This is a genomic window from Burkholderia sp. EMB26, from assembly GCF_024730645.1.
In the GTDB taxonomy this organism is placed as follows: Bacteria; Pseudomonadota; Gammaproteobacteria; order Burkholderiales; family Burkholderiaceae; genus Burkholderia; species Burkholderia cenocepacia.
In genome coordinates this window covers 2,641,609-2,667,351 of record NZ_CP078071.1, presented here as the reverse complement: position 1 = coordinate 2,667,351, position 25,743 = coordinate 2,641,609, and the positions used below count along the sequence as shown (strand labels likewise).

The window sequence follows — 25,743 nt, the reverse complement described above, 5'->3', positions numbered from 1 at the left end:
GCGTCGTCCCGTAGAAGTTGCGGCGCCTGTCGGCATCGCGCCGCTTGATGTGCAGCGCGTTCGCTTTCAGATGCGAACGTTGCCGATCAAAACCGGGCCGAGTCTAGGAACGACAATTTCGGACGTCGACGCAATGCGCTCTATAACGCTTATAGATGCGCCGCATGACGCGCGCGGGCCCCGCCGCACGCGCGCTGCACGGCGGCCCGTGCGCACGGTCTCGGTGTTTTCTTTATCCGGGTCGGTAAATGTCCGTGTGGCGCGGCTGTCACTCCGGCTATGGCGGCCGAATTTGGCCGACTACGCTGCTCTCCGATCGTGTCGATCGTGTCACCCGCACGCTTTCGCGCCGCGACGGCGCCCGGCCCGCCAGGCCGATGCCGCGCTTTTCCACCGCCCGCTCCTGGAGAACCCGCATGTCCGCATCCACGGCCCGCGCTGCCGACGGCAAGCGCTATACGTACGAATGGTATGTCGTCGTCATCTGCATGCTCGCGTACATCTTTTCGTTCGTCGACCGGCAAGTCCTCGTGCTGATGATCGAACCGATCAAGCGCGACCTGCACCTGTCCGATACGCAGTTCAGCCTGCTCAACGGCTTCGCGTTTTCGCTGTTCTATGCGGTGATGGGGCTGCCCGTCGCATATCTCGCCGACCGCTATGCGCGCCCGCGCATCATCTCGCTCGGCATCGCGCTGTGGAGCGTCGCGACCGCCGCGTGCGGGCTCAGCCAGCAATTCGTGCAGATGTTCGTCGCGCGGATGGGTGTGGGCGTCGGCGAGGCCGCGCTGTCGCCCGGCGCGTATTCGATGCTCGCCGACTACTTCCCGAAGGAGAAGCTCGGGCGCGCGGTCGCCGTGTATTCGCTCGGCTCGTTCATCGGCGGCGGCATCGCGTTCCTGATCGGCGGCTACGTGATCGCGCTGCTCAAGCATGCGAGCGCATTCACGCTGCCGGTCGTCGGACAGGTGCATGCGTGGCAGGTCACGTTCCTGATCGTCGGGCTGCCGGGCATCCTCGTCGCGCTGCTGTTCGCCGCGACCGTGCGCGATCCGCAGCGCAAGGGGCTCGCGCAGGATCGCTCGGGCGCCGTGCGGCGCGTGTCGATGCGCGATTCGCTGCGCTTCGTCGGCACGCACCGCGCGACCTTCGCGTGCCACTACCTCGGCTTCTCGTTCTACGCGATGGCGCTGTACTGCCTGCTGAGCTGGACGCCCGCGTTCTATATCCGCCGCTTCGGGATGACGGCCGTCGAAGCCGGCTATACGCTCGGCATCGTGCTGCTGGTCGCCAACACCGCCGGCGTGTTCTGCGGCGGCTGGCTCAACGACTGGCTGCTGCGGCGCGGCCGCGGCGATGCGCCGATGCGCGCCGGCGCGATCGGCGCCGCGTGCATGGCGATCCCCGCGACGCTGTTCACGCAGCTCGACAGCCTGCCCGCATCGCTCGCGATGCTGGTCGTCGCGATGTTCTTCGCGTCGTTCCCGATGCCGACCTCGACCGCCGCGATGCAGACGCTCGCGCCGAACCAGATGCGCGCGCAGATCTCCGCGTTGTTCCTGCTCGTGTCGAACCTGATCGCGCTCGGCATCGGCACGACCGTCGTCGCGCTGTTCACCGATCGCGTGTTCGGCGCACCGGCCGCGGTCGGCCATTCGATGTCGATCGTCAACGTCGCGGCGGCCACCCTGGCCGCGCTGCTGCTCGCCGTCGGCTGCCGGCACTATCGCCGCAGCCTCGACCGTGAACGCGGTCACACGTCGGCCGCGACGCCGCAGGCCGCCGGCGCTGGCGACGCGGTCGCCGCGCGCTGAACGCCGGGCACGACCGCGCGCCCGAGTATTACCCATCCGGCTGATTCAGGCATCGCTTTTTAATCGATTTGATTTATGCGATGCCCGTCCCTATTCTCGATCGCATGAAGGCGCGGGCTCTGCCGCGCCGCTTTCCTCTATCCCACGGAATTTCCCATGCAAGCGAACCGCCACCAGGTCCGGATCGACGCGCTGATCGACGCGGCGCAGGACATCCGCTGTTTCCGGGTCTCGCGCGTCGACGGCCAGCCGTTCGACGCGTACGAACCGGGCGCCCATATCGACGTCACCGCGCCGTCCGGCATCACGCGGCAATACTCGCTGTGCGGCAACCCCGACGAGCGCGGCAGCTACCTGTTCGCGGTGAAGAAGGAAGCGCGGTCGCGCGGCGGCTCGCGTTCGCTGCACGACGACGTGAGCGTCGGCGCCGAGTTGTCGATCGGCACGCCGCGCAACCTGTTTCGTCTAACCGATGACGCGAGCGAGCACGTGCTCGTCGCGGCCGGCATCGGCATCACGCCGCTGCTGTCGATGGCGTATGCGCTGCACAAGCGCGGCGCGCGTTATCGACTGCACTATTTCGCGCGCAGCCGCGACCATGCCGCCTTCGTCGACGAACTGTCGGCCGGGCCGTTCGCAGCGCACGTGACGTTCCATTACGGCGTCGAGCCCGATGCGCTCGCGGCCGCACTCGGCCGTTGCATGGAATCGATCGACCCGACGGCGCACGTCTATACGTGCGGCCCCGGGCCGTTCATGGATGCCGTCGTCGCGGCCGCGGCCACGCGAATCCCGGAAGACGCGATTCATCTCGAACGCTTCGCGGCGGAACCCGTCGCCGCGGATGCGGGCAATGCCGAAGCCGGTTCGGGCCCGGCCGGTGGCTTCGAAGTGCGCCTGCACCGCAGCGGCCAGTCGGTGCGCGTCGCCCCCGATACGTCGATCGTCGACGCACTCGCGACGATCGGCATCGAGGTCGACACGTCATGCGGCGAAGGCGTGTGCGGCACCTGCATGGTGCCGGTCATCGACGGCGAGCCCGATCATCGCGACCACTGCCTGAGCAAGGCCGAGCGCGCGAGCAATACGGTGATCTGCTGCTGCGTGTCGCGCGCACGTTCCGCCGTGCTGGTGCTCGATCTCTGACACGTCGGGCGCGCCGACATGCCGCGGCGCCGATCCAGCGACGGGCCGATGCACCGGTGCGCTGGAAGCCGATGCAGGCCGACACCGGCGCGCCCCCTCGGCCGCCCATCGCGCACCACCCGAGCGTCACTCGTCGAAGCGCTCGACGATCTCGGCGAGCAGCGCACGCATCCACGCGTTGCCTTCGTCCTCGTGGAAATGCTCGTGCCAGTGCATCGTCACCGGCGCGGGCGGCAACGTGACCGGCAGCTCATACAGGCGGAACGCGTTGTCGCGGTTCAGGATCTGCGCGAGCCGCTTCGGCAGCGTCGCATACAGATCGGTGACCGACAGCACGCTCGGCAGCGCGACGAAGTGCGGCACCTCGAGCGCGATGTTGCGGCCCACGCCCTGCGCGCGCAACGCGTCGTCGAGCGCGTGGTGGCTGTGCTCGACCGATTTCACGTTGACGTGCGCGGCGCGCACGAACTGCTCGAGGCTCAGCGCGGCAGCCGCCGGCAGCCCGCGCCGGCGCCCCGTCATGCACACGTAGGTTTCCTCGAACAGCAACTGGTGGCGCGTGCGCGGCATCAGCTCCGGCAGGTTGCCGATCGCGAAATCGAGCCGGCTCGCGCGCAGCGCCTCCTCGATCTCCTCCACCGGCAGCGGCTGCACGCTGAGCGTCACGCGCGGCGCGCGCTCGCGCAGCGCCTGGCAGATCGCCGGCAGGTACGCCATCTCGCCCGCATCCGACAGCGACAGCCGGAACGTGCGCGTGCTGGCGGCCGGATCGAAGCGCTCCGCATAGCGCAGCGCGACGCGGACCATGTCGAGCGCCTTGCCGACGATGCCGGCGAGTTCCAGCGCGACCGGCGTCGGCTGCATGCCCAAACGCGTCCGCACGAACAGCGGATCGTCGAACAGCGTGCGCAGCCGGCCGAGCGAATAGCTGACGGCCGGCTGCGACAGCGCGAGCCGCTCGCCGGCCTTCGTCAGGCTGCGTTCCTCGACGATCGCCTGGAAAACGCGCAACAGGTTCAGATCGAGATGATCGACCGACGTCATCGTGACCTCCATCATTTGCCGTATTTATTTGATCATCGATTTTAGATCAATTTGACCGATATGTAGCAGAAGACGAGACTGGTCCCTGGACGCTGCGCACGGCGCGGCCCGATTTTCGCGACTCTTTCCCCACGACGACGATGAGCGACATTGCCTACCAGACGATCGACACCCGCGCGTTGCATGGTCTCGCGCAGCCCGACCGCATCGCGCCCGCGATGTATCACGATCCCGCGCTGTTCGAAGCCGAACTCGACCGCATCTTCTACCGCACCTGGATCTGGGTCGCGCACGCCAGCGAACTGCCGAACCCGGGCGACTTCATCACGACGACGATCGGCCGCCAGCCGGTGATCGTCGTGCGCGACAAGACCGGCGAGATCAACGTGCTGCAGAACCGCTGCCGCCATCGCGGCGCGACCGTGTGCGAAGCGCACAAGGGCAACGCGAAGGGCTTCACGTGCCCGTATCACAGCTGGTCGTACGCGCTCGACGGCACGCTGCGCGCGCTGCCGTACGGCGACGGCTACGAAGGCGTGTGCGACAAAGGCGACCTGCCGCTCGTGAAGCTGCGCGTCGGCGTGTACCAGGGGCTGATCTTCGCGAGCTTCAACGATGCGATCGAACCGCTCGAGGATTTCCTCGGCGGCGCGAAGCCGTGGATCGACCTGTTCATGAAACAGGGCGCCGGCTACCCGATCAAGGCGAACGGCGAACACAAGTTCAAGTTCAAGGGCAACTGGAAGATCCAGCTCGAGAACACCACCGACCTCTATCACTTCCCGGTCGTGCACAAGTCGTGGATGAAGTCGATCGACGACGAGACGGCCGCCGCGATCACGAGCTTCATGACGAGCGAGCACGCGTTCTGCCGCGGGCTCGGCAACGGCCACAGCCTCGCGGTGCTGATGCCGGAGTTGATCGATCTCGACGAGGACGACGGCGCGCCGCTGCCCGAGCGTTTCGCGCCGCTCGCCGCGAAGCTCGCCGAGCGCCATGCGCCGGACGAAGTGCGCCGCATCGTGCGCTCGCTGATGGGCGTCGGCTTCAACCTGAACCTGTTCCCGAACCTGGCGCTGTCGATGGCGTTCTTCCGCGTGCTGCGGCCGATCTCCGCGAACGAAACGGAGATCCGCCACGTCGCGCTCGCGATGGACGGCGGCCCCGACGAAGCGAACCGCGAGCGGCTGCGCATCCACGAGCACTTCCAGGGCCCGTTCGGCTTCGGCAGCCCCGACGACGCGGAAGCCTGGGAGCGCGTGCAGCGCGGCGCGCACGCGGGCCCCGACGTACCGATCCTCGTGAATCGCGGGCTGAACCGGGAGACGACCGCCGCGAACGGCGAAAAGACCGCGCATGCGACCGACGAAACCGGCATGCGCGAGGCCTACCAGCAATGGCGCAAGATGATGGAGCAACAATGATGGACGACCGCAACGCCCTCTTTTCCGAGCAGACCTTCGCCCGCGCGGTCGAATTCGTGTGGCGCGAAGCCGAGATGCTCGACCGCCGCGACTACCGCGCGTGGCTCGACCTGTGGGACCGGGCCGGGCACTACGTGGTGCCGATCGATCCCGACACGACCGATTTCGCGGCGACGCTGAACTACGTGTTCGACGACCAGGACATGCGCGAGAAGCGCGTGCAGCGGATGGTGTCCGGCTATTCGGCGTCGGCGACCGACGCGGCGCGCACGGTGCGCACCGTGTCGCGCTTCACGCTGGAGAGCGGCAGCGCCGATACCGTCGAGCTGAAATCGGCGCAGGTCGTCGTCGCGTACAAGCGCGGCGTCGCGACGCTGTTCGCGGCCGACGTCACGCACAAGCTGCACGTCGATGGCGACGGCGAGATGCGGATCGCGGAGAAAGTCGTGCGCCTGATCGACTCGACCGAAGCGCTGAGCGCCATCGGCTTCCTGCTGTAAGCCCTGACCGGTTCAACGTCGCCAACGCAATGGTGAACCGGGCACCTTCACCTGTGAGCGGCTGCCGGTTCGCCGCCGCCAACGCAAAGGTGAGCCGGTCACCTTCACCTTTGCGCGGCCCACCGGTTCGCCATCGCCTGCGCAACGGTGAGCCGGTCACCTTCACCTTTCCGGACGACCATGCCCACACTCGAAGTTTTCCTGCCGGCCGGCCACGATGCCGCGCGCAAGGCCGAACTGATCGCCAGGCTGACCGGTGCGACCGTCGACGCGATCGGCGCACCGATCGAATCGGTGCGCGTGTTGCTCACCGAGCTGCCGGCGACGCATATCGGCCTCGGCGGCCGCAGCGCCGCGGACGGCGCGCCGCCGTCGCTGCCGGTGATCGTCGCGATCCTGATCGCCGGCCGCACCGACGAACAGAAGCGCGCGCTGATCGCCGCGCTGTCCGACGCGGGCGCGCACGTGCTCGACGCGCCGCTGCAGGCGACGCGCGTGATCATCAAGGACATTCCGAACACGGACTTCGGCATCGGCGGCCAGACCGCGCGGGCGCTGGGGCGCTGACCATGCGCCGCGCGCCGCTGCCCCGTCGTGACGCCGCGCGGCCGCTAGGCGGACGCGTCGGCGAGCGGCAGCGTCACGCGGCAGTCGAGCCCGCCGCCTGCGGCCGGGCTCGCGGCGATCCGCCCGCCGTGGCGCGTGACGATGCTCTTGCACAGCGACAACCCGATCCCGTTGCCGCCGGCCTTCGACGACGAGAAGCCGTCGAACAGCCGGTCGTGCGCGCCGGCCTCGATCCCCGGGCCATTGTCGATCGCCCGCAACTCCGCATGGCCGGCCACGTTCGCGGTGCCGAGCGTCAGCGTGCGCGGCAGGCGCTCCCAGCCGGCGAATGCCTCGATCGCATTGAACGCGAGATTCAGGATCACCTGCCCGATCAGCACGCGCTCGCAGCGGATCGGCAGCGGCGCGTCGGCCTGCACGATCGCGACCGTCACGCCGGCCTCCTTCGCGCGCAGCTCGATGAAGTACGCGACGTCCGCGAGGATGTCGCGCAGGTCGGCCCGCGCGACGACCGGCTCGCGCTTCACGATGAATTCGCGCACGCTCTTGATGATCAGCGCCGCATGCTCGGCCTGCCGGTCCGCGCTGCGCAGCCCCCAGATCGCGTCGTCGACGGCGCCGTCGCCGTTCAGCCGCCGCACCGCGCCTTCGATGAAATTGCGCACGGCCGCGAGCGGCTGGCTCAACTCGTGCGCGATCACGGTCGCCATCTCGCCCATCGCGTTGTAACGGCCCGCGTATTCGAGCATGCGCGCCTCGGCGCGCCGCGCGTCCTCGATCGCGACTTCGTCGCTCACGTCGCGGAACTGCACGAGCAGCCCGTCGAGATCGTCCTCGATCTCGACCTGCCGGCACAGGATGCGCAGCCAGCATGCCGAGCCGTCGCGCCGCACGATCCGGTAGCGTTGCGGTGCGGACGGGTGCGCCGACGGTGCGTCGCGCAACTGCGCGACGAGCCGGTCGCGATCGGTCGAGGAGCAGTAGTCGAGCACCGCGCCAAGCGGCTCGTCGGGCGCGAGCCCGAGCACGCGGCGGCCCGACTCGCTGATGAACTGCACGCCGCCGTGCGGCGTCACGACCGCGATGCCTTCGTCGAGATCCTGCATGAACTCGCGCAGCCGCGCCTCGTAGCGGCGCAACTGCTGGCGGACCGCCTCCTCCGCGCTGATGTCGCGGAACTGCACCATCACGACGTCGCGCCCGCGCAGCGGCACGTAGGTCGCGGTGGCCTCGGACAGCATGTCGACGCCGGTACGCGAGCGATAGCACCACTCGTACACCTGCGGCCCGTCGACGAGCGCACGATCCCATGCGCTCACCGCGATCTCGCGGCGGTACTTCGGCTCGGGACGCGTCATGTCCGGCGCCTTCAGCGGCAGCAGTTCCTCGACCGAAAAGCCGAGCGCGATGCACGCGGCGCGATTCGCCCACACGATTGCCCTGGTGTGCGCGTCGTGCAGCAGCACGCAGGTCGTCAGCGCGTCGAGCAGCCGGTGGAAATCGTCTTCGTCGGGAAAACTCATGATCGGATTCGGAAGAAGGCGCGCGGCGTCGCGCGGCCGGAAACCCAACATAGCACCGGCGCGCGCCGATCGCATCTGAAGATTTCTTTAGGCCGGCACGGAGCGTCACCAGTCGCGCGGCCCAACGCACCAATTGCTGCGTGTTTTCGGCGTTTCTAGACTGGTTGCATCGTCTGGCTCCCCGCAACCGACACAGAAATCGCCCCCCATCCCCAGGAGACAACCATGCCGCAAGCCGCCCTCGCCATCGAATCCGCGCCGACCTCGCCGCCCGCGGCCTCTCCCGCGGCCGGGCAGTTGTCGGCGCTCGACGCGGTGCTCGAAACGGTCGCCGCGCGCCGCGAGGAATTCGACCGGCTGTCGCACGTGCCGCGCGACGTGATCGCGCTGTTCAAGCAGGCCGGCATCTATCGCGCGGGCACGCCGCGCCGCTTCGGCGGCGATGCGCTCGCGCCGACCGCGTTCCTCGACATGATCGAACGGATCGCGACCGCCGACGGTTCGGCCGCGTGGGTCGCGAGCTTCGGCTCCGCGAACGTCTACCTCGCCGCGCTGCCGCTCGAGACCCAGGCCGAGCTGTACGCGGGCGGCCCCGACCAGGTGTTCGCGGGCGGCCTGTTCCCGGTGCAGCCCGCGCAGGACGCGCCGGGCGGCTGGCGCGTGAACGGCACGTGGAAATTCGCGAGCGGCTGCAAGGGCGCCGACTGGCTCGGCGTCGGCATCGCCGTGCCGGGTGTGCAGGACGCCGCACCGAACAAGCCGCGCACGGCCGTGTTCCGCGCCGCCGAGGTCGAGATAGTCGAGAACTGGAGCGTGGTCGGCATGCAGGGCACCGGCAGCCACGACCTGCGCGTGAACGACCGCTTCGTGCCCGAGGCGTGGACCTTCGTACGCGGCGGCGAACCGACCGTCGACGAACCGCTGTACCGCTATCCGACCGTCGCGTATGCGGCGCAGGTGCTGGCCGTCGTCAACCTCGGCCTCGCGCGTGCGGCGCTCGACGTCGTGAATCGCATGTCCGGCGGCCGCCAGACGACGACCGGCGCGCCGCGTCTGGCCGATCGCGCGTATTTCCGCATCGAGCTCGCGAAGGCCGAGGCCCAGCTGCGCTCGGCGCGCGCGTTCTTCTACGACGCGACCGACTCGGTGTGGCAATCGATCCTCGCGGGCAACCCGGTGACGCCCGACCAGGTCAGCCTGCTGCGGCTCGCGGCCACGCAGATCGCCCGCGAAGGCGCGAGCGTCGTCGAGCGCGCGTACCGCCTCGGCGGCACGGCGGCGATCTACCGGTCGCATCCGCTGCAGCGGCTGCTGCGCGATGCGATGGTCGTCACGCAACACGCGTTCCTCGCCGAAGGCAACTTTGACGGCGCGGGCGCGGTATTCACCGGCGTCGCGCCGTTTCCCGGTTATCTGTAACCTGCATCGACCGACGCTTTTGATGAACGCGCATGAAGCCGAACCGGTCGCGCCGTCGCCGGCCGGCTCATGCGCCCGCCTGATTTCTCTGGAGAACCCGATATGTCCGATTCGAATCCGCTGCCGCTGCGCGTCCTGTTCTGCTGCGGCGTGTCGCAGAATTTCTTCGACCTGCCGCGCGAGCAGATCGGCGAAGTGTGGCAGGCGTACGGCGCGATGCTCGCGGCCGTCGAAGCGATGCCCGGCGTGCGCGTGCTCGGCGTGATGGACGACGACCGCCTCGTGGTCGGCCAGGCCGACGGCGCGCCGTGGACCTTCTACATCATGGCCGACGTCGCCGATTTCGACACGACGGTCGCCGTGTGCAACCTGTACCGCACGACGCCCGTCGGCGAATACAACCTGTGGCGCTACGGCAAGATCGAGGCGCGCGTGGGCCGCGCGCTGACCGTGCCGCCGGCCGCGAAGCCCGCGGCGTGACGCGCGCGATGACCGACCTGTCCCCTGCCGCGATCGACACGCTCGTGCAGCGCGTCGCGGCGCTCGATGCCGAGCGCGCGGTGCGCGCGACGCTCACGCGCTACATGGCGCTGTGCGACGTCCCCGAGGACGCCGGCGCCGGCCCGTCGCTCGCCGACCTGTTCACGGCCGATGCCGTGTGGGAAGGCATCGGCCCGCAATACGCGCGGAAGTTCGGCCGCCTCGAAGGCCCCGCGGCGATCGTCGCGATGCTCGGCCGCTACCTGCCGCCCGATCCGCATTTCGCGGCGAACCTGCACTTCCTGACGTCGGAGTCGATCGAGATCGGCGCCGATCGCGCCAGCGCGCGCGGCCGCTGGATCATGCTGCAGGCGTCGCGCTACGCCGACGGCTCGGCCGAACTGATCGCCGCGCGGCTGACCGTCGATTTCGCGCCGGCCGCCGACGGCGCCACCTGGCTGATCCGCCATTTCCGCACCGAACGCGTGCTCGACGGCCCGTGGCCGCTCGCCGCCGCGCCACGGTCCTGATGTTTCCCGCTGCTTTCGCACGATACCGACCATGACAGGCTTCATCGACACCTTCACGCTCGGCGGCCCCGGCCCGACGATCGCGATCAAGGATACGATCGACATCGCCGGCCATCCGACCCGCGCGGCGAGCCGCGCGCTCGCCGATGCGCCGCCCGCCGCGCAGCACGCGGACGTGGTCCGCCTGCTGCTCGACGCCGGCTGGCAGATCGCCGGCAAGGCGAACATGCACGAACTCGCGTTCGGCATGACCGGCATCAACGACTACACGGGCACGCCCGTCAATCCGCAGGATGCCACGCGCATTCCCGGCGGCTCGTCGAGCGGCTCCGCGTCGCTCGTCGGGCTCGGCGCCGTCGATGCGGCGCTCGGCACCGATACCGGCGGCTCGATTCGCGGGCCGGCCGCGTGCTGCGGCGTGGCCGGGCTGAAACCGACGTTCGGCCGTGTGTCGCGGCGCGGCGTCGCGCCCGCCGACACGACGCTCGATTGCGTCGGGCCGTTCGCACGCGAGATGCGCACGCTCGTCGCGGTGATGGCCGCGATCGCGCCGGACTTCGATCGTGTGCAGGCGACGGCTGCCGCGGCAGGCTGCACGGTCGCGCAACTCGTCGTCGACGCCGACCCGGCGATCGCCGCCGCGCTCGATGCGGCCGTTCGTGCATCGGGCCTGCGCGCGCACACGGTCGTGCTCGACGAAATGCCGGCCTCGTTCGCGGCCGGGCTGACCGTGATCAATGCGGAAACGTCGCGCGCGTTCGGCCATCTGGTCGAAACGGGGCGGCTCGGCGCCGATCTCGATGCGCGACTGCGCATGGCCGCGACGACGACACCGGCCGCGCTCGCGGAAGCCGAAGCCGTGCGCGCACGCTTCACCGCGCAGGTCGACGCCGCGCTCGAACACGCGGACGTGCTGGTGCTGCCGACGCTGCCCGCGCTGCCGATCACGCTGCAGCAGGCCCGCGACGGCGTATCGGTGATCGCGATGTCGTCGCTGATCCGGCCGTTCAACCTGAGCGGCCATCCGGCGCTGAGCCTGCCGCTACCGCTCGCCGGTTCACCGCTGAAGGCCGGCTTGCAGATCGTCGGTCGCAAAGGCGCGGACGAGCGGGTCTGCGCGATCGCGGCCCACTTCGAAGCGGCGCTCGCCGCATGAACCACGATGCGGGCGCCGCTTCCATCGGCGTGCGCCCGCGAACCACGGAATTCCACACCATGTCAGATCGAGTCGTTCTCGTCACCGGCGCCGCGCGCGGGCTCGGCGCCGTCATCGCCGAACGCTTCCATGCGGCCGGCTATCGGGTCGCGCTGGCCGACATCGCCGCCGACGCCGTTCACGCGCATGCACGCGAACTCGACCCGAGCGGCGCACGCGCGATCGCGCTGCCGCTCGACGTCACGTCCAAACGCGATTTCGAAGCGGCGCGCGATGCGCTCGTCGCGCGCTGGGGCACGGTCGACGTGCTCGTCAACAACGCAGGCGCGTCGAAGGTCGTACCGGCGATGGAGATCACCGCCGAGCAGTTCGACCAGGTGATCGACGTGAACCTGCGCAGCGTGCTGTTCGGCTGCCAGGTGTTCGGCCAGTACTTCGCGCAGCGCGGCGCGGGCCGCATCGTCAACATCGCATCGCTCGCCGGGCAGAACGGCGGCTCGGCGACGGGCGCGCACTATGCGGCCGCGAAAGGCGGCACGCTGACGCTGACGAAGGTGTTCGCACGCGATCTCGCCGCGCACGGCGTAACCGTCAACGCGATCTCGCCGGGGCCGCTCGATCTGCCGATCGTGTACGAAAGCGTCGCGCCTGAAAAACTGCGTCAGGTGCTCGCGAGCCTGCCGGGCGGCAAGCTCGGGTCGGCCGGGTTCGTCGCGGATGCCGCCGTGCTGCTCGCGTCGGGCGACGCGCATTTCGCGAACGGCGCATGCTGGGACATCAACGGCGGGCTGTACATGCGCTGAACGCGCCGGGCCTCATCGCGACGATTCGCCGTCGTCGCCCCATACGACCATCACATCGCGCACCAGCGCGGCGATCGACGTCGCGCCGAGCTTCTCCTTGATGCTCGCGCGATGCACGTCGACCGTCTTCACGCTGATCGACAGATCCGACGCGATCTGCTTGCTGCCCTTGCCGTCCACGACGCCGCGCAGCACTTCCTTCTCGCGCGCGGTCAGCGCATCGAGCCGCTGGCGCAGCTCGCGGTGGCGCTGGCTCACCGCGTGCCGCTGCTGCGCGAGCCGCAGCGCACGCTGCACGCGCTCGAGCATCTGCTGCGAGTTGTACGGCTTCTCGACGAAATCGATCGCGCCGTTCTGCAACGCGCGCACCGACATCGGAATGTCGCCATGCCCGCTGACGAAGATCACCGGCAGCGTCGCGCCGCGCGCATTCAGTTCGGCCTGCACGTCGAAGCCGCTTTTCTCCGGCATCCGCACGTCGAGCACGAGGCAGGCGGGCAGGTTCACGTCGAAGCGCGCGAGAAAGTCGGCGGCGTTCGCGAATCCTTCGGACGCGATGCCGACCGATTCGAGCAGCCACGCGAGCGACGTCCGCATGCCGCTGTCGTCGTCGACGATGTATACGATCGGTGCGGGTGACGTCATCGCGGGTGTCTCGCTGAATATCGGTATCGGTATCGCACGCGCCGCGCGGGAAGCCGGTGGCCGGCATGTCGCGAGCGTCGTTCGCTGTGGGGTGTGCGGCACATCATAACGAGCCGAAAACCCGCTGCAAACCCCTGCACGTGCCGCACGAACGCGCAATCGCGGTTTTTTTCACACGCGGCGGCATGCATCTAGGTAGAACCTTTAGACGCGTTGGCGGCAACGCCATCCCGATCGCCAATCGTGCGAATGGTCGGCCGCATTTTCGCGACGTACGCTTGGGTCATCGTCGGCGATCCGGCGCCGCGCTCGCCGCGCTGCATCGTTCGCCGCTTTCGTCCAACCAGGAGCGCCCATGTCTTCCACGACCGATATCCAGCGACCGGCGCGCGTCGAACCGACCGACGCGCAGAAGGCCTTCCGCCAGGCGATGGCCCACCTCGGCGCGGCCGTCAACGTGATCACCACCGCCGGGCCGCACGGCCGCTGCGGGATCACCGCGAGCGCCGTGTGCTCCGTCACCGACGCGCCGCCGACGCTGCTCGTGTGCCTGAACCGGTCGAGCGCGATGCACGCGACCTTCGAGCGCAACCGTCAGGTCTGCATTAACGTGCTGCCGGCCGAGCACGAACTGCTCGCGCGACACTTCGCGGGGCTCACCGACCTGCCGATGGAACAGCGTTTCCAGTTGCCCGTGTGGGATCGCGGCGAACAGGACGTGCCGGTGCTGCGCGATGCGCTCGCGAGCCTGCAGGGCACGATCGCCGAGATGAAGGAAGTCGGCTCGCATTCGGTGATGTTCATCGAGGCGACGTCGATTCGCGTGCGCGACGACGGCGACAGCCTCATCTACTTCAGCCGTGCGTTTCATCGCGTGTCGCGTACCGCCTGCGTGCGGTGACGGGCGCCTGACTACGCGGACGTGCTGCGCAGCGCGCGCTGCCCGGCCGCGAATGCGGCGCCCGCGAACAGTGTCAGCGCGGAATACACTAGCCCGCGCGCGAGCCCCGCGCTGTCCGACACCCAGCCGATCGCGACCGGCCCCGCGATCTGCCCGAATGCGAAGACCGTCGTGAATGCGCTGATCCCCTTCGCCCAGCCGTCGGGCGGGAGGTTGTGCCGCACGAAGGCCGTCGTCGACGCGACCGCCGACAGGAACGTCGCGCCGAACAACAGGCCCGATGCGAATGCGGCAGCAGGATGCACGAACAGCGCGGGCATCAGCGTCGCGACGCCGAGCAGCGCGTTGAGCACGGCGAGCGCCTGGCCGCCGCGCATCCGGTCGAGCAGCCCCGACCACAGCCGCGCCGACACGACGGTCGCGATCCCGAGCATCACGTAGAACGCGGCGACCACCGTGCCGCTCATCCCCGCGCCGCGCAGCAGTGCGACGATGAACGTCATGTAGCCGATGTAGCCGACGCCGAACAGCCCGTAGCCGGCCAGCGCGAGCGCGAAGCGGGCCGGGCTCGCGCTCGCCGCCGGTTTCGCGCCGTCGGTCTGTCTGACCGGCGCCGCATGCGCATGCTCGATGCGGCGCGCGGCCGACACGGCCACCGCCGAGAACAGCACGCACGCCGTCGCGAGTGCGAACCACGCGGGCTGCCAGCCGTGCACGCGGTGCACGAGCGTGGCCGGCACGAGCAGCGACGACGCGACGATGCCCCATCCGGTGCCGCCGTAATAGAGGCCGAGCAGCAGCCCTGCGTCGCGCGGCGACGCGGACGCGAGCCGCGCGGCCAGCACACCGCCGCTGATGAAGATCAACGCGCTGCCGATACCTGTGGCCAGCCGCTGCGCCAGTAGCGCGTGCATGTCCGACGTGAGCCCGCCCGCGGCCATCAGCACGGCGGTCAGTGCGCAGCCGGCCGCGAGCAGCGTGCCCGCGCGCCAGCGCCGCGACAGCAGCGGGAATGCCAGCGCGCCGATCAGGTAGCCGGCCGCGTTCGCCGTGTTCAGCGCGCCGGCCTGCGCGAAGGTCCAGCCGAGATCGGCCTTCATCGGCGGCAGCAGCAGCGCATATGAAAAGCGTGCGAGGCCGAGCGCGATCGCGCTGCCGAGCGACAGGCAGATCGCGAGTCGCCACGCGGCCATGCGGCCGGGATCGGTTGCGCCGGCGTCCGGCCGCGAGCGGCCGGCACGCTCCGGTTGCGGCACTGCGCGCATCGGGGTGTCTCCATCGTTGTTCGATTGCGGGGCTTGCGCCGCCGTCGGTCGATCATACTTGAGCCGCCGTGAACCGGTGCGGTGGCGACAAAAACCCGACGGCCGGCGCAGACACGCACGATCACGCTCGCCCGAGCCCGGCTGCAAACGCCGTCAGCAGCGCGCGTCCTTCTTGCCATTCCCCCAACCCGGAAGCCGCGTTCAGATGGCCGCGCGCGCCGAGCTGCAGCGGCGTCGCGCCCTGTTGCGTGACCCATTCGAGCGCTCGCCCGGACGGATCGTACGGATCGTCCGCGCTCGCGATCGCCAGCACCGGCACGCGCCCGAACCGGCCGCGCGGCAGCTTCGCGAACGCGGCGGCGGCCACCGGAAAACGCGGCCCTGCCGGGTCCGGCACGGCGACGAGAAACGCGCCGCGCACCGCGCGCGCCGACGCGGCATGCCAATGCGCGAACAACAGACAGCCCAGCGAATGACCAATCACGAGCGCAGGCGCGCCGGCGTTCGCCACGGCCTCGTCCAGCGCCGCCGTCCAGTCGGCCAGGTCGGGCGCATCCCACGACGCCGGCGCGATGCGCGCGGCGCGGGGAAACGCGGCCTCCCAATGACTCTGCCAATGATCCGGTCCCGAATTGCCGATACCCGGCACGATCACGATCGCTTGCTCCATCACGCCCTCCATCAACGAAAGCCGGCAGTGTGACGGGGCGCCGGTCGGCATGGAATGGCAAGTCATCGGTTATTGAGACAAAATGCCGATGAATCAACGGTACCGGAGGACCGTCATGCCGGACGAAGCACTGGATCGCCTGGATCTTGCGATCCTCGAGGCCCTGCAGGACAACGCGCGAACGCCGCTGTCGGAAGTGGGCCGGCGCATCGGGCTGTCGCAGCCCGCGACGTCGGAGCGCGTCAAGCGGCTCGAAGAACGCGGCATCATCGCGGGCTACGGCGCACGGATCGATCCGGCGGCGCTCGGGCTGGGCATGATGGCCATCATCCGGCTGAAGACGACTCACGAGCACATCAAACCGGCGCTGCGCACGTTTGCCGACATGCCGCATGTCATCGAAGTCCATCGCATGACCGGCGACGATTGCTTTCTGCTGAAGGTGCTGGTGCCGACACCGGGCCAGCTCGAAACGCTCATCGACGCGATTGCGCGCTTCGGCGCGGTCACGACTTCGCTGGTGCTGCGCTCCGAACCGACCAAGGCGATCGGCAAGGCGTTGCTCGGATGACGCTCGCGTGCGAACCGCGCGCGGTGCGTGACATCGCGGACCGGTTCGATTGCGGATTCGAACGCCACGCGAATGCGTATGCGGCTTTCGTCAATGACATAAAACGCAGCAATCCGGACAATTGAATTCGAATTAAAAATAGCCGAATTCATTTCGTCGATCCGGATTCCGTCCTCTAAAAAAATGATGCGTGATCTGTCGCCCGTTTTATCCGGTTTTTCCAGTATGTGAAGCGCAAACGCTGCGTGTTTAGCACGTGTCGGCTAAAAACATGGCAACGCATTGCATTCGAAAATTCGTCAGACTAATATCGACGCCACTTGTCCGGGATTCACAAAATGCCGAACGAGGAGCGGCAATTTTTTGTCGCGCTTTCATGTTGAATCACTCATGTTCACCACAGGAGAATTGACATGCAGGAAACCCAGCAAATCGAATTGCTTGACTGGATGCAGGAAGATACGCACCCCGAGGCCGTCGACATGATGGTCGAGGACGCCGTGGTGCCGTTCGGCACCGCGCTCTGGCCGGTCTGAGCGGGCCACCCGTTCTCGCGGAAGGGCCTCGGCCCTTCCGCCGCTTCCGGAGATACGCATGCTGAACCTGCACCGCGCGCTCGGTTTTCACCCGGCGCTGCGCGACAAGCTGGCCCGCGGCGAATCGGGAAAACTGCTGGTCGGCTATGACACCCGCAACCGCGACATCGCGTTGCGCGCCTTTTCCGCCCTGCCCGATTCGCTCGACGCGACCACCCTCTGCCTCGAAAGCACCGCGCCCGCCGACATCGCCGTCGCGCTCGACAACGCCGACCTGTTCGTGCTGCTGTACGACTCGTCGTGCCTGCCGACGCCGTCGCCGAGCGGGCCGCCATTTCTCGCCGCGATCCGCCCCGCGATCGTCGAACACTGGAGTAAATCGGTTTTATTCAAGGATTACGGCCCGCACCTCGACGAGGCGTTCGCCGAATCGCTCGACGACATCGCCGCCCGCAACGGCCGGCTGATCGAGGCGGCCTCGCGCGCGTCGCAGATCCGCTTCATCGACGAAGCCGGCAACGCGCTGACGGGCGCGCTCGCGCCGGACCAGAAATGGACGAGCGTGGACGGCATGGGCAACCTCGACGTCGTGCCCGGCGAGATCGCGACGCACGTGACGGACCTGAACGGCACCGTCGTGTTCAGCGGCACGTTTCTCGGCACCGTGCCGTTCGCGATCAAGTACAAGGTGGCCGAGCGGCTCGCGACGCTGCATGTCGAACACAGCACGATCGTCGATTTCGACACCGACGATGCGGGCTTCCGGCGCGACTTCTCGACCTATCTGGACCGGCACGCGAATCACCGGCGGATCGAGGAATTCGGCATCGGCACGAACCTCGGCATCCGCGGCCTGTACGGCCGCAACGCGGGATTCGAGGAACGCCATCCGGGCCTGCATCTCGGCCTCGGCGGCGGCGAAAACGGCAGCCACCATCTGGACCTGATCTTCGCGCGCGGCACGCTCGCGCTCGACGAGCGGATCGTGTTCGACGGCGCGTTCGCCGTCTGACGCGGCGCGCAGGTGACTCAGGCTTCGGCGGCGGCCGCGTCGCCGAGCCACTTGAACATCACGAGGCAGTCGACGAAGCCGAGCCGCGCGTGACGGTATGCGCGCGGCAGCCGGCCGACGATCTCGAATCCCAGCTTCTGCCACAGCGCGACCGCGACCTCGTTGGTCGCGACCACCGAATTGAACTGCATCGCGAGAAAACCGCGCTCGCGCGCGACCTGCTGCGAGTGCTCGCACATCAGGCGCGCGACGCCGCGGCCGCGCGCGGCCTCGCTCACCATGTAGCCGCAGTTGCTCACGTGCTTGGCCGGCCCGGCCGCATTCGCCTTCAGGTAATACGAGCCGAGCACCACGCCGTCCTCCTCGGCGATCCACGTACAGAGCGGCGCGTCGAGCCACAGTGCGCGTGCCGCTTCGGGCGTCGGCTCGGGATCGAATGCGTAGGTTTCCTGAGCAGCGACGATGGCGCGGTAGGTCGGCCAGAAACGTGCGAAATCGTCGTCGGTCATCGGGCGGATCGTGATCATGCGGGGGGTCTCGGGAGGGTGATGTCAGCAGGCAAGGCAGGCGAACGAGCGATCGTACCGCGATTCATCGCGGGTCGCCCGTTCGCCGCGCCGCGCTGCGATACGCGCCCGGCGGCACGCCGTACCAGCGCTTGAACGCCTGCGAGAAACTGGACAGATCGCTGAAACCGAGCCGCTCGGCCACCTCCGCGAGCGACAGCCGCGCATCGGCGAGCAGCGTCTCGGCCATCGCGCCGCGCGCTCTCCGTCTCCGAGCGCATCCCCCCTCCTCACGCCATCGATACCGGCCATTTGGCCGAATCGTCGCGCGCCCGACCGGATGAAACAATGATCGTCGTCCGGGAGGTCCGCTCCATGCCCTGACAGCCGAACCATGAAGACGCTGCATGCGCGTCGGCTGTGAAGCCATTGCATGCGACCCGATTCGTTCCATTGATTTTTTGTAGCTTATAAGTTACAATGCTCTCCAAGTTCGAACTGCTTCGCTATCAGCGCGACGACGGTCGCGAGCCTTTCACCGAATGGCTGAACGCCGTGCGTGACAAGCTCGCGCAGGCACGCATCCGCGAGCGCCTGCGCCGCGTACAGACCGGCAATTTCGGCGACTGCGAGCCGGTCGGCGAAGGCGTGATCGAACTGCGCGTCCATGTCGGCGCCGGCTATCGCGTGTACTTCGGCCGGCACGGCAGCGCCCTGGTGCTGCTATTGTCAGGCGGCGACAAGGCGAGTCAATCCGACGACATCCGGCGCGCAAAGGAACACTGGTCGAACTGGAAACGGAGGCAAATGTGAACAAGCTCAAAGGCGCGGTATCGCACCACGACGCAGAGGTCGCCGAACTCGGCGCCGACCGCGAGCTCGCGGTCGCCTATCTGCGCGTCGCGATGGAGTCGCTCGACGACCCGGACAACCGCGCGGCCGGCCTGCTCGCGCTGCGCACGGTCGCGGAAGCGTATGGAGGGCTCGGCGCGGTCGCGGCCGAAGCCGGCATCAGCCGCGAATCGCTGTATCGCACGCTGTCCCCGAACGGCAACCCGACGCTGAAGACCCTGCTCGCGGTGCTCAAGACCGTCGGCCTGCGCCTGTCCGTCGTTCCCGCGCAGCCGTCGCACGCGTAAGGGGCGCACGGCACGCGCACCCCCTCACGGCCTCACCATCCACACCAGCAGCATCTCGTCCGGCGCGACCGTCACTCCCGCCGGCCGATGCGCGATCGTCGGCTCGACCGCCAGCGCCTGCGCGATCGCCGCCGCATCGTCGATCGTCGTCGTGCGCACGATCGTCATCAGCCGCGCCGGCCGGCGCAGCGTCTCGCGATACAGCGCGCCGTACCACAGCGGCCGCATGCCGAGCGCATCCTGCAGCACGTACGGATAACGCCACAGCCGCAGCACGAAACGGCTTTCCGGGTGGGCCCGGTCGATATGGACGAACACGCGCCGCGTGCTTTCGCCATGCGTATAGCGCGGCAGCACGGGCAGCGTATCCGTCGGCGCCTGCGGCAACAGCCAGCGCAGCGCGGTGGCCGGCGACCACGGCGTCGCACGCTGCCAGCCGGCCTGCGCGAGATGCCGGTCGAGCGTGTCCGACGTCGCGCTCCATTGCAGCGGCAGATATTCCTCGCGGTCGCCGCCGATCTCGGTGCGCCGCGTCGGCACGCGCTGCCAGCCGCCGCGCAGCCACTGGTCGACGGTCATCGCGACCACGTCGCCGACATGCGGACGCGCCGCGCGATCGAGCTGCCATTGCGCGGGCACCGTCCATACGCCGGCCGTCGCGAGCACGACGACGACCGCGACGAGCGCGCCTCTCGGCTGCACATGCTCGCGCACGCGCCAGTACGCATAGGCGCCGGCGAGCAACGCGAACCACGCGAGCCCGAGGCTCCATCCGCCCAGCAGGCCCGACAACCAGGTGTCGCCGACGTACAGCCGCGCGAAACCGCCGAGCACGATCCACAGCACGACCGCGGTCACGACCGGAATGCGCCACAACGCGGGCCGGTCGCGCGTGAGCAGCCAGCCGAGGCCGCTGCTCGCGAGGATCGCGAACGCGGCGTCGGCGTCGGGCAGCGCCACGTGCGGCGCGCCGGGCGGCAGGCTCGCGGGTGTCGCGCCCGGCACGCCTCCGCCGAACACCGGCACGAGCACGACGGCGACGCCGACCGTCGCGAGCCACCACGCAGCCGACAGCCAGCAGCGATGAATCATCAGCCAGACGAGAAACGCGGCCGCGACGATCAGCCCCGTGTCGTGCCCATGCAGCACGGCGAGCGCGCTCATCGCGGCGTCGACGGGCGGCGTGCGCAGGTTCTGCAGGAACGCGTACAGCGCGATGTCCGCGTGCATCAGCGGATCGTTCGCGACGACGTCCTGCACGATGCCCGCGAACAGCCACACACAGCCGATGAACAGCAGCGCGAGCACGGGCACCGCGCCCGGCAACCCGCGCAGGTACGCGATCCCGTCGTGCAGCCGCGCGCCGAACCGCGGCCAGCGGCGCGCGCAGGCATGCAGGGCTTCGGCGAGCGCACGGCACAGCAGCGGCCAGCCGCGCCGCAGCGCGATGCGCACGCCGATCCACACGAGCGCGACCAGCGCGGCGACGACCAGCAGGATCGCGGCGACCCGCACGCTGATCGCCGCGGCCAGCGCGGCCGACGCGCCGAACAGGATGCCGGGCGCGACGTGGACAGGCGCCCACACGAGCGCCGAGATCACGTTGACCGGATAGAACGACCGGCGCGGCAGCGTCGCGCAGCCGACGACGACCGGCACCACCGCACGCACCGGCGCGAGAAAACGCGCGAGCACGATGCTCTTCATGCCGTGACGCAGCACGAATTCCTCGCCGCGCGCGTAGGCGTTCGCATAGCCGAAGCGCGCCCATGCGCTGCGGATCATCCCGCGGTAATGCCGCCCGAGTTCGTAACTGATCCCGTCGCCGATCACCGCGCCGACGGCCGCGACGCCGATCGTCGCCCACGCGTCGAGCGCGCCCGCGCCGATCAGCGCGCCGGCCGCGAACATCACGGCGCCGGCCGGCACGATCGTGCCGATCAACGCGATCGCCTCCGCGCAGGCGGCCACGAACACGATCGCCAGCACGAGCAGCGGATGCGCGCCGATCGCACCGATCCACGCATGGATCGTGTCGCTCATCACACGCTCCCGAACGGTGCGGCCCGGCGCGCGAACGGCGGGCCGGCAGGGGCATTGGATACGTTCATCGCGACATGCGCACGCTCGCGCCGGTGTCGGGGTCAGGGGTCAATCGAATTCGTGTTGTCGCGCGTCGGCCTCGAGCGGCGCATCGTGGTAGCCGACCGTCGCGACCTCGTGCAGATAGCGCGCAAGAAACGCGCCGATCGAGCCGGCGGCCTCGTATTGATGCACATGCCGGAATTCGTGAGTCAGCAGGCGGCGCGTGTCCTGCCCGCGCAGCACGTACACCGCATGGCCGAGCGTGAGGCCGATCGTCCCGGGCGCGAGCAGCCCGGTGTCGCGGGCGAGCGCGGCAAGCGTCGGCGTGTCGGGAAACGGCATGCGATCGACGGCCGTCACGCGGATCCGCTCCGGTTGCGCGACGCCCACCGTGCGCGCGTCGTCGGCTTGTGCCGGCGTCAGCGGCGTGCCCCGCGCGAGCCCGCGCGCCGCCTCCGCTTCGGCCCACGCGACAGCGGCGGGCAATGCGGACGGCAGGATATCGGCAAGGTCGATCATCGCAGGACTCCTTGGTTGACGCGAGTGGCATCGGGCACCAGTTTAGTCCCGAATCGGACCGGTTCGCGGACCGGTTGCCGTGATGCCGCGCCGGCCCCGCGCGGGTGCCACGATCACCCGGGAATACCCGGATCCGGATGCGCGTCGCGCCGTACCCTTTCCCGTGAATTATTTCGTTTCAGTGCACATTCCGCGTTCAACCCTCCCGAAAATTTCTCGAACGAGTACCGTTTTCGGGTCCGGGGGCATATATTGGTCAGAAGAACGGCCGCGGCGACAACCGGACGGCAACACGCGGCGTCATCCCGAAGAGGATCGCTGGAAGATGATCAGGGTAATTCTGGCTGACGATCACGCAGTCATGCGGGACGGACTGCGTCACATCCTGGAGATGGCCGGCGGTTTCGAGATCGTCGGCGAGGCGAGCGACGGCTCGGGCACGCTCGCGCTGGCCGAGCGCACCGTCGCCGACGTGCTGCTGCTCGACCTGTCGATGCCCGCGCCGACCGGCATCGAGCTGATCCGGCTGGTCAAGCGCCAGGCGCCGTCGCTGCGCACGCTCGTGCTGACGATGCACGCGGAAACGCAGTATGCGGCGCGCGCATTCAAGGCTGGCGCCACCGGCTACCTGACGAAGGACAGTGCGACCGCCGAGCTCGTCGAAGCCGTCGGCAAGGTGGCCGCGGGCGGCATCTACGTGAGCCCGTCCGCGGCCGAAAGCCTCGCTCGCACGCTGCGCGCGCCGGCTCAGGTATTGCCGCACGAGCGACTGTCCGCGCGCGAACTCGACGTGATGCGCCGCATCGTCGCCGGCCAGACGGTCACGCAGATCGCGTTTGAACTCGCGCTGAGCGCGAAGACGGTCAGCACGTACAAGACGCGCATCCTCGACAAGATGGCGCTGCCGCACGAAGCCGCCCTGATCCGCTACGCGGTGCGCCACGATCTCGACCTCGGCGCCGACGACGCATGATGGCCGCCTTCCGCTTCCCCTCCGCACCGCTGCCGCCGCCGCCGAACGACGACGATCCGGATACGTCGCGCCTGTTCATGTCGTCGCTGCCGCCGGGCCGGCGCGAGCGGCGGCTCGCGCTCGCGACGGTGCTCGTCTCGGCCGTGATCTTCGCCGCGCTCGCACCGTTCGCCCCCCTGCCGCTCGCGCCGGGCTGGGCGTTCATTCCCGTGTACCAGTCGGCGATCGTCGTCAACGACATGGTGACGGCCGGCCTGCTGCTCGGCCAGTACGCGATCCTGCGCGAGAAGCCGCTGCTCGTGCTGGCGGGCGGCTACCTGTTCACGGCGTTCATGGCCGGCACGCACATGCTGACCTTCCCCGGCCTGTTCGCGCCGCGCGGCCTGCTCGGCGCCGGCGAACAGACCACCGCGTGGCTGTACCTGTTCTGGCACGGCGGCTTTCCGCTGTCGGTCGCCGCGTACGCGCTGCTGCGCGCAGCGTCGCGCGGGCGCGTGGCTCCGGCCCCGCAGCGCCGCGCGGCGATTCCGGTCGTTCTCTGCATCGCGGCCGCGATCGGCGCGACGGTCGCGCTCGCGCTGCTCGCGACCGCCGGCCACGACCTGTTGCCGCGCATCATGAGCGGCAACAGGATGACCGCGACGATGACGAACGCGATCACGGTCGTCTGGGGGCTGAACCTCGTCGCGCTGGTGCTGATGTGGCGGCAGCGGCGCCGCCATTCGGTGCTCGATCTGTGGGTGATGACGGTGCTTGTCGCGTGGCTGTTCGACATCGCGCTGTCGTCGATGCTGAATCACGGCCGCTTCGATCTCGGCTTCTATGCGGGGCGTGCGTACGGTCTCGTCGCGTCGGGCGTCGTGCTGTTCGCGATGCTGTTCGAGAACGGCCGGCTGCATGCGCAGACGGTGCGCGCGCTGGCCGGCGCGCGCTACCAGCATCTGCTCGTCGCGCAGAAAAGCGCGCAGTTGAACGAGGCGAACGAACGGCTCGAACAGCGCGTCGCCGCGCGCACCGCGCAACTGAGCGCGTCGAACCGCGACTTGCGACGCGAAGTCGAGGAACGCGTGCGCGCGGAGCGGGCGCTGCAGGCGTCGCGCGAGGAGTTGCGCGAGATCGCCGCGATCAGCGCCAGCGCGCGCGAAGCCGAGCAGCGCCGCATCGCGCGCGAACTGCACGACGAACTGGCGCAGACGCTCGCGACGCTGAAGAACGATCTCGAATGGCTGATCGACCGCGTGCCGCAGGACGACGCGTCGCTCGCGCGCAAGATCGCGGCGATGCATGCGCTCGCGCGCGGCGCGGTGGCCGCGACCCGCCGCATCGCGTCGGACCTGCGCCCGCTGATGCTCGACGATCTCGGCTTCGCGGCGGCGATGCAATGGCTCGTGGAGGATTTCCGGCACCGTCACGGGATCGCGTGTGCGCTGCACGTCGAGCCGCCCGAATTGCAGCTCGACGAGCCGTATGCGACGGCCGTGTTCCGCATCGCGCAGGAAGCGCTCGCGAATGTCGCCCGGCACGCGGCCGCGTCGCATGCGAACGTCGAACTCGTGTGCGGCGGCGAAGCGATCGCGCTGACGATACGCGACGACGGCGCGGGCTTCGATCCCGCGGTGCCGCGCAAGTCGAGTTCATTCGGGCTGGTGGGGTTGCGCGAGCGTGCGTATCTGGTCGGCGGCACGCTGCGGATCGCGACGACGCTCGGCGAAGGCACGACGGTGGAGGTCGAGATTCCGCGGGTGCCAACGCCTGTGGCGGTCGCGCATGGCGGGGACGGGGATTCGCGAATCAATCGCTGACCAACGCGGCAACGACAACCACCGCATCGTCACGTATCAGTGGTAATCATCTTCCCGTTGGTGTCGTACGGCTAAAATCGTAACTTGCTCGGCTGCTTCAATCTCGAACAGCAGGACATAGCCCGACGTGCCGAAGGACACGATCAGCTCGCGCAAAAATGGATTTCCGTGATCGACCTTGCGGCATGTGAACGGAAACATGCGGAGCATGGCGACACCTGGTTCGATCGCGTCCACAGCCCGCGCCGCCGCATCCACATCACGTTCGAGCAAGTATCGATACATCCGTACCAGATCCTCACGGGCCGCACGTGTATATCGGACCCGATAGATCAATCAGCCGCCTTCGCTGCACGCGCAGCCTTCAGCATACCCTCGAGTTCGGCCTGCACGTCGGCGGCATCGACGTATTCACCGGTACGACGCGCCTCGTCGCGCGATGCAAGGCCACGGGTTACAAACTCGCGTTGCAGACGGCGACGCGCGATCCCGTCGCGCAGCGCCGACTCCATGAACGCAGACAACGTCTCGTTTTCCTCAAGGACCGACTCTGCCTCCTCCCGCAATTGCGGATCGACACGCAGCGCCGGCATGGTCGCGGTTTTCATCGCACACTCCATGTATTACATATGTAATGCATGGTAGCACACTCACTTTTTCGCGTGCAGTCAGCCATTCGGCCTAACCCACGTATCCCGGGCCAAGCCGCGCCC

Annotated in this window: 28 protein-coding genes and 1 pseudogene; 18 read left to right on the top strand and 11 right to left on the bottom strand. The window is 68.8% G+C overall.

Annotated features, from left to right (window positions below; translation table 11 throughout):
- Nucleotides 1-416 precede the first annotated feature (416 nt).
- Together KU887_RS28730 and KU887_RS28725 are read left to right on the top strand one after the other, a co-directional pair.
- A complete protein-coding gene (locus KU887_RS28730) occupies nucleotides 417-1,814 on the top strand; it encodes an MFS transporter (protein ID WP_060267649.1) in 1,398 nt (465 codons plus the stop codon).
- Between the two features lie 156 nt (nucleotides 1,815-1,970).
- A complete protein-coding gene (locus tag KU887_RS28725) occupies nucleotides 1,971-2,960 on the top strand; it encodes a PDR/VanB family oxidoreductase (protein WP_212111456.1) in 990 nt (329 codons plus the stop codon).
- A gap of 126 nt (nucleotides 2,961-3,086) precedes the next feature.
- On the opposite strand, the gene KU887_RS28720 is transcribed toward KU887_RS28725, so the two are convergent.
- On the bottom strand, nucleotides 3,087-4,004 hold the full coding sequence (locus KU887_RS28720) for a LysR family transcriptional regulator (RefSeq protein ID WP_062911376.1): 918 nt from the start codon (nucleotides 4,002-4,004) through the stop codon (nucleotides 3,087-3,089).
- A gap of 140 nt (nucleotides 4,005-4,144) precedes the next feature.
- On the opposite strand from KU887_RS28720, the gene KU887_RS28715 reads away from it, so the two are divergent.
- From KU887_RS28715 to KU887_RS28705, 3 genes are all read left to right on the top strand, one after another.
- Nucleotides 4,145-5,428 (top strand): Rieske 2Fe-2S domain-containing protein, encoded by a 1,284-nt coding sequence (locus tag KU887_RS28715; RefSeq protein ID WP_006483596.1) that lies wholly within the window; start codon nucleotides 4,145-4,147, stop codon nucleotides 5,426-5,428.
- Nucleotides 5,425-5,928, top strand: coding sequence for an aromatic-ring-hydroxylating dioxygenase subunit beta (locus KU887_RS28710; RefSeq protein WP_112750750.1), 504 nt, complete (start codon nucleotides 5,425-5,427; stop codon nucleotides 5,926-5,928). Before KU887_RS28715 ends, KU887_RS28710 begins: the two co-directional genes overlap by 4 nt.
- Nucleotides 5,929-6,108: 180 nt before the next feature.
- On the top strand, nucleotides 6,109-6,495 hold the full coding sequence (locus KU887_RS28705) for a tautomerase family protein (RefSeq protein ID WP_006493343.1): 387 nt from the start codon (nucleotides 6,109-6,111) through the stop codon (nucleotides 6,493-6,495).
- 44 nt (nucleotides 6,496-6,539) lie between these two features.
- Here KU887_RS28705 and KU887_RS28700 read toward each other — a convergent pair whose 3' ends face one another.
- Nucleotides 6,540-8,093: a sensor histidine kinase gene (locus KU887_RS28700; RefSeq protein ID WP_258256469.1), complete on the bottom strand. Its 1,554-nt coding sequence runs from the start codon at nucleotides 8,091-8,093 to the stop codon at nucleotides 6,540-6,542.
- Between the two features lie 150 nt (nucleotides 8,094-8,243).
- Here KU887_RS28700 and KU887_RS28695 point away from each other — a divergent pair, with 150 nt between their 5' ends.
- The 5 genes from KU887_RS28695 to KU887_RS28675 all read left to right on the top strand — a co-directional run bounded on the left by KU887_RS28695 (nucleotide 8,244) and on the right by KU887_RS28675 (nucleotide 12,406).
- Nucleotides 8,244-9,437: an acyl-CoA dehydrogenase family protein gene (locus KU887_RS28695; protein WP_006490498.1), complete on the top strand. Its 1,194-nt coding sequence runs from the start codon at nucleotides 8,244-8,246 to the stop codon at nucleotides 9,435-9,437.
- Nucleotides 9,438-9,539: 102 nt separating this feature from the next.
- Nucleotides 9,540-9,917, top strand: a complete 378-nt coding sequence (locus KU887_RS28690; protein ID WP_006490490.1) for a hypothetical protein — start codon at nucleotides 9,540-9,542, stop codon at nucleotides 9,915-9,917.
- 8 nt (nucleotides 9,918-9,925) lie between these two features.
- A complete protein-coding gene (locus tag KU887_RS28685; RefSeq protein ID WP_205670657.1) occupies nucleotides 9,926-10,447 on the top strand; it encodes a nuclear transport factor 2 family protein in 522 nt (173 codons plus the stop codon).
- Between the two features lie 31 nt (nucleotides 10,448-10,478).
- On the top strand, nucleotides 10,479-11,603 hold the full coding sequence (locus KU887_RS28680) for an amidase (RefSeq protein WP_062885313.1): 1,125 nt from the start codon (nucleotides 10,479-10,481) through the stop codon (nucleotides 11,601-11,603).
- A gap of 59 nt (nucleotides 11,604-11,662) precedes the next feature.
- Nucleotides 11,663-12,406: an SDR family NAD(P)-dependent oxidoreductase gene (locus KU887_RS28675; RefSeq protein WP_006495645.1), complete on the top strand. Its 744-nt coding sequence runs from the start codon at nucleotides 11,663-11,665 to the stop codon at nucleotides 12,404-12,406.
- A gap of 12 nt (nucleotides 12,407-12,418) precedes the next feature.
- On the opposite strand, the gene KU887_RS28670 is transcribed toward KU887_RS28675, so the two are convergent.
- Nucleotides 12,419-13,051, bottom strand: a complete 633-nt coding sequence (locus KU887_RS28670; RefSeq protein ID WP_006479687.1) for a response regulator transcription factor — start codon at nucleotides 13,049-13,051, stop codon at nucleotides 12,419-12,421.
- A gap of 355 nt (nucleotides 13,052-13,406) precedes the next feature.
- Between KU887_RS28670 and hpaC the strand changes: the two genes are divergently transcribed.
- The gene (gene hpaC, locus KU887_RS28665) at nucleotides 13,407-13,952 is read left to right on the top strand and encodes a 4-hydroxyphenylacetate 3-monooxygenase, reductase component (RefSeq protein ID WP_006490502.1); all 546 of its coding nucleotides are present in this window, start codon (nucleotides 13,407-13,409) and stop codon (nucleotides 13,950-13,952) included.
- Nucleotides 13,953-13,963: 11 nt separating this feature from the next.
- On the opposite strand, the gene KU887_RS28660 is transcribed toward hpaC, so the two are convergent.
- Both KU887_RS28660 and KU887_RS28655 read right to left on the bottom strand, forming a co-directional pair.
- Nucleotides 13,964-15,217 carry a YbfB/YjiJ family MFS transporter gene (locus KU887_RS28660; protein WP_058902754.1) on the bottom strand — a complete coding sequence of 418 codons (1,254 nt, stop codon included), beginning with the start codon at nucleotides 15,215-15,217 and terminating at the stop codon, nucleotides 13,964-13,966.
- Between the two features lie 121 nt (nucleotides 15,218-15,338).
- Nucleotides 15,339-15,887, bottom strand: coding sequence for an alpha/beta hydrolase (locus KU887_RS28655; RefSeq protein WP_060267634.1), 549 nt, complete (start codon nucleotides 15,885-15,887; stop codon nucleotides 15,339-15,341).
- A 115-nt stretch (nucleotides 15,888-16,002) separates the two neighbouring features.
- Between KU887_RS28655 and KU887_RS28650 the strand changes: the two genes are divergently transcribed.
- The 3 genes from KU887_RS28650 (at nucleotide 16,003) to KU887_RS28640 (ending at nucleotide 18,006) form a co-directional block, all read left to right on the top strand.
- Nucleotides 16,003-16,458, top strand: coding sequence for an Lrp/AsnC family transcriptional regulator (locus KU887_RS28650; protein WP_006490496.1), 456 nt, complete (start codon nucleotides 16,003-16,005; stop codon nucleotides 16,456-16,458).
- 413 nt (nucleotides 16,459-16,871) lie between these two features.
- Entirely contained in the window at nucleotides 16,872-16,994 is a 123-nt protein-coding gene (locus KU887_RS28645) for a hypothetical protein (RefSeq protein ID WP_006479692.1), read from the top strand.
- A 58-nt stretch (nucleotides 16,995-17,052) separates the two neighbouring features.
- Nucleotides 17,053-18,006, top strand: a complete 954-nt coding sequence (locus KU887_RS28640) for a hypothetical protein (protein ID WP_058902753.1) — start codon at nucleotides 17,053-17,055, stop codon at nucleotides 18,004-18,006.
- Between the two features lie 17 nt (nucleotides 18,007-18,023).
- Here KU887_RS28640 and KU887_RS28635 read toward each other — a convergent pair whose 3' ends face one another.
- Both KU887_RS28635 and KU887_RS28630 read right to left on the bottom strand, forming a co-directional pair.
- Nucleotides 18,024-18,533, bottom strand: coding sequence for a GNAT family N-acetyltransferase (locus tag KU887_RS28635; RefSeq protein ID WP_034202746.1), 510 nt, complete (start codon nucleotides 18,531-18,533; stop codon nucleotides 18,024-18,026).
- Between the two features lie 64 nt (nucleotides 18,534-18,597).
- A pseudogene (locus KU887_RS28630) lies at nucleotides 18,598-18,813 on the bottom strand (helix-turn-helix domain-containing protein); the annotation flags it as partial.
- A 179-nt stretch (nucleotides 18,814-18,992) separates the two neighbouring features.
- Here KU887_RS28630 and KU887_RS28625 point away from each other — a divergent pair.
- On the top strand, nucleotides 18,993-19,325 hold the full coding sequence (locus KU887_RS28625; RefSeq protein WP_006490499.1) for a type II toxin-antitoxin system RelE/ParE family toxin: 333 nt from the start codon (nucleotides 18,993-18,995) through the stop codon (nucleotides 19,323-19,325).
- Complete coding sequence (locus KU887_RS28620) at nucleotides 19,322-19,651, top strand: DNA-binding protein (RefSeq protein ID WP_006479699.1); 330 nt, start codon at nucleotides 19,322-19,324, stop codon at nucleotides 19,649-19,651. Before KU887_RS28625 ends, KU887_RS28620 begins: the two co-directional genes overlap by 4 nt.
- Before the next feature lie 24 nt (nucleotides 19,652-19,675).
- Here the strand turns inward: KU887_RS28620 and KU887_RS28615 are convergent, their stop codons facing one another.
- Both KU887_RS28615 and KU887_RS28610 read right to left on the bottom strand, forming a co-directional pair.
- Nucleotides 19,676-21,694 (bottom strand): VTT domain-containing protein, encoded by a 2,019-nt coding sequence (locus tag KU887_RS28615; RefSeq protein ID WP_258256444.1) that lies wholly within the window; start codon nucleotides 21,692-21,694, stop codon nucleotides 19,676-19,678.
- 108 nt (nucleotides 21,695-21,802) lie between these two features.
- Entirely contained in the window at nucleotides 21,803-22,255 is a 453-nt protein-coding gene (locus KU887_RS28610) for a hypothetical protein (protein ID WP_006482104.1), read from the bottom strand.
- 325 nt (nucleotides 22,256-22,580) lie between these two features.
- Here KU887_RS28610 and KU887_RS28605 point away from each other — a divergent pair, with 325 nt between their 5' ends.
- Both KU887_RS28605 and KU887_RS28600 read left to right on the top strand, forming a co-directional pair.
- The gene (locus KU887_RS28605) at nucleotides 22,581-23,228 is read left to right on the top strand and encodes a response regulator transcription factor (protein WP_006495658.1); all 648 of its coding nucleotides are present in this window, start codon (nucleotides 22,581-22,583) and stop codon (nucleotides 23,226-23,228) included.
- Nucleotides 23,225-25,030, top strand: coding sequence for a sensor histidine kinase (locus KU887_RS28600; protein WP_258256441.1), 1,806 nt, complete (start codon nucleotides 23,225-23,227; stop codon nucleotides 25,028-25,030). Before KU887_RS28605 ends, KU887_RS28600 begins: the two co-directional genes overlap by 4 nt.
- A 36-nt stretch (nucleotides 25,031-25,066) precedes the next feature.
- Here the strand turns inward: KU887_RS28600 and KU887_RS28595 are convergent, their stop codons facing one another.
- Together KU887_RS28595 and KU887_RS28590 are read right to left on the bottom strand one after the other, a co-directional pair.
- On the bottom strand, nucleotides 25,067-25,366 hold the full coding sequence (locus KU887_RS28595; RefSeq protein ID WP_060267626.1) for a type II toxin-antitoxin system RelE/ParE family toxin: 300 nt from the start codon (nucleotides 25,364-25,366) through the stop codon (nucleotides 25,067-25,069).
- Entirely contained in the window at nucleotides 25,363-25,638 is a 276-nt protein-coding gene (locus KU887_RS28590; RefSeq protein ID WP_006482105.1) for a YlcI/YnfO family protein, read from the bottom strand. The genes KU887_RS28595 and KU887_RS28590 overlap by 4 nt, the downstream gene beginning before the upstream one ends.
- Between the last annotated feature and the right edge of the window lie 105 nt (nucleotides 25,639-25,743).